Here is a 3068-nt window from a genome sequence, read left to right as displayed (position 1 = left end):
GGGGAGGTCCCGCGGCGCAGCCTGGGCGTGAACGCGACGCTGTCGTTCCTCACCCTGGCGGTCGTCGGGGCGGCCGGCGTCGGGCCGCGTCCGCTCGTCCTGCTCACGACCGGGTCGTTCGTCACCGTGTACGCGATCGGTGTCGCGGCGGCCCTGCGCCTGCTGCCCCGGCGCGGCGCGGGATGGTGGGCGGCGGTCGCGGCACTGGCCGCGGTCGCCGCGCTGCTGGTGATGTCGGGCCGCTACCTGCTCTGGCCGCTGGTGGTGACCGGCGCGGCCCTGCTCTACCTGCGCCGCCGCCGGACCGCCGCGTTCCGGGCGCCCGCACCCGGGCCTGTCCCCGTCCTCGTGCCGGACGGTGCGGCCGAGTCGTGCCGGGCCGGGACGGCCTGATCGAAGCGGAGCCCGCCGCGCGCCGTACCTTGCCGGAAAGTGGGAACACCCCGGACCGGCGGCGACTTTACTCGGGTGAGGTACTGGTTCCCTATGATCGCAGGGGAGAGCCCGGGGCGCATGTGGCGGGGGCGCGGGGGCGCCGCCGGGCAGGCTGAAGAGATGAGGGGTTATGACTGATATCACCGAGACATCCGAATGGGCGGCGTTGTCGGAGCACCAGGGGGAGCTCGCGACCCGCAACCTGCGTGAGCTCTTCGCGGACGACCCCGGGCGGGCCGAGCGGATGACGGTGACGGCGGGGGACCTCTTCCTGGACTACTCCAAGCACCGCGCCACCGGCGAGACGATCAGCCGGCTGGTCGCCCTGGCGGAGCGGGCGGGCCTGCGCGACCGGATCGAGGCGATGTTCTCCGGCGCGCACATCAACGTGTCCGAGGACCGGGCCGTCCTGCACACGGCGCTGCGGCTCCCGGCGGGCGCCGAGCTCACCGTGGACGGGCAGGACGTCGTCGCCGACGTGCACGCCGTCCTGGAGAGGATGGGCGAGTTCTCCGACCGCGTGCGGTCCGGGGAGTGGACGGGCTTCACCGGCAAGCGGATCACGACCGTGGTGAACATCGGCATCGGCGGTTCCGACCTCGGCCCCGCGATGGCCTACGAGGCGCTGCGCGACTACGCCGACGCCGGGATCACCGCGCGGTTCGTGTCCAACGTCGACCCGGCCGACATCACCGGCACGCTCGCCGGCCTCGACCCGGAGACGACGCTGTTCGTCGTCGCGTCCAAGACCTTCGGCACGCTGGAGACGCTGACCAACGCGCGCGTCGCGCGGCGCTGGCTGGTCGAGCGGCTCGGCGACGAGAAGGCGGTGTCCCGGCACTTCGTCGCGGTGTCCACCAACGCCGAGCGGGTCGCCGACTTCGGCATCGACACCGACAACATGTTCGGCTTCTGGGACTGGGTCGGCGGCCGCTACTCGATGGACTCGGCCATCGGGCTGTCGCTGATGGTCGTGGTCGGCCCGGCGCGCTTCCGCGAGATGCTCGACGGCTTCCACGCCGTCGACGAGCACTTCCGCACCGCGCCGTTCGAGAAGAACATGCCGGTGCTGATGGCGCTGCTCGGCATCTGGTACACCGACTTCTTCGGCGCGCAGACCCGCGCGGTGCTGCCCTACAGCCAGCGGCTCGCCCGCTTCCCGGCCTACCTGCAGCAGCTCACCATGGAGTCCAACGGCAAGTCGGTGCGCGCGGACGGCGCGCCCGTCGTCGCGCAGACCGGCGAGATCTTCTGGGGCGAGCCCGGCACCAACGGCCAGCACGCCTTCTACCAGCTGCTGCACCAGGGCACCCGGCTCGTCCCGGCCGACTTCATCGGCTTCGCCGAGCCGTTCCAGGACGCGGACGCCGGGGACGGCACGCCCGGCATGCACGACCTGCTCGTGGCGAACCTGCTCGCCCAGACGTCCGCGCTGGCGTTCGGCAAGACCGCCGAGGAGATCGCCGCCGAGGGCACGCCCGCCGAGGTCGTCCCGCACAAGGTGATGCCGGGCAACCGGCCGACCAACACCATCCTGGTGCCGAAGCTGACGCCGTCCACGCTCGGCCAGCTCATCGCCCTCTACGAGCACATCGTGTTCGTCGAGGGGACGCTGTGGGGCATCGACTCCTTCGACCAGTGGGGCGTGGAGCTCGGCAAGGTCATGGCCAACCAGCTCACCCCGGCGCTCACCGCCGAGCGGCCGTCCGGCGACGCCCCGGACGCGTCGACCGCGGCGCTCGTCCGCCGGTACCGCGAGCTGCGCGGCCGCGCGGTCTGACACCGCGCACCGGTCGGCGCGCGCCGATCGGCGCGCGGCTGAGAAGACGACTCGGGCCGTCCCCTTCGCTGGGGACGGCCCGTCTCTGTTCCGGCGGTGGCGGAGCGTCAGACGCCCGCGTCGTCCCAGATCTGGGTCGACAGCAGGGCGCGCAGCTCCGTGAGGGAGATGAAGCCGTCATGGTCGGTGTCGGCCCTCTCGAACCTGTCCTGGGTCTCGGCCCGGGTCCACGACAGCCCCACGCTGTCGAGCACCAGGCCGAACTCCATCAGGTCGAGCCTCCCGTCACCGCCGAGGTCGGACCGCGTGAACACGGTGACCAGTTCGTCCTCGGCCGGCTTGGTCGTCATCTCACTCCTCGTGATCGGTCGGACAAGATCCCGCATCATGACACAGCGGTACCCCGTCCCACTGGTGATAACGCGGTTTTCGATCAAGTGGTTCCCGGTTGTTCACGCACCGTCCGGCACACCGTCCGGCGCGGCATTCGGCGGGCCGCCCGCCGGGCCGTCCGGGTAGCCGCCGGCGCGGAACTCCTGCGGGCTGACGCCGCGCTCCCGCTTGAACGCGGCGCTGAGCGCGAACGCGCTGCCGTAGCCGACCCGCCGGGCGATCGCCTCCAGCGTCTGGTCGCCGCCGCGCAGCAGGTCGGCGGCGTGCGCGAGGCGCACTCCGGTCAGGTAGGTCATCGGCGGTTCGCCGACCAGGTCGCCGAACCGCTTGGCGAGCGCGGCCCGCGACGCGCCCGCCGCGGCGGCGAGGTCCGCGACCGTCCAGGGCCGCGCCGGGTCGTCGTGCAGCAGCCGCAGTGCCGGGCCCACGACCGGGTCGCCGTGCGCCGCGAACCAGCCCG

At 72.8% G+C, this 3068-nt stretch carries 4 protein-coding genes; 2 read left to right on the top strand and 2 right to left on the bottom strand.

Annotation, left to right across the window (positions count from 1 at the left end; genetic code table 11):
* A partial coding sequence (locus tag AB0J52_RS34105) for a hypothetical protein (protein ID WP_500187012.1) occupies window positions 1-393 on the top strand: 393 nt, incomplete at its 5' end.
* Between the two features lie 172 nt (window positions 394-565).
* The gene (pgi, locus tag AB0J52_RS34100; protein ID WP_500187011.1) at window positions 566-2215 is read left to right on the top strand and encodes a glucose-6-phosphate isomerase; all 1650 of its coding nucleotides are present in this window, start codon (window positions 566-568) and stop codon (window positions 2213-2215) included.
* Window positions 2216-2322: 107 nt separating this feature from the next.
* Here pgi and AB0J52_RS34095 read toward each other — a convergent pair whose 3' ends face one another.
* On the bottom strand, window positions 2323-2565 hold the full coding sequence (locus AB0J52_RS34095) for an EF-hand domain-containing protein (protein WP_500187010.1): 243 nt from the start codon (window positions 2563-2565) through the stop codon (window positions 2323-2325).
* 102 nt (window positions 2566-2667) lie between these two features.
* Window positions 2668-3068: helix-turn-helix domain-containing protein (locus AB0J52_RS34090; RefSeq protein ID WP_500187009.1), on the bottom strand; the 401-nt coding region annotated here is incomplete at its 5' end.

Source organism: Spirillospora sp. NPDC049652, assembly GCF_040675125.1.
Lineage (GTDB): Bacteria > Actinomycetota > Actinomycetes > Streptosporangiales > Streptosporangiaceae > Spirillospora.
This window is presented reverse-complemented; position numbering and strand designations above follow the sequence as displayed.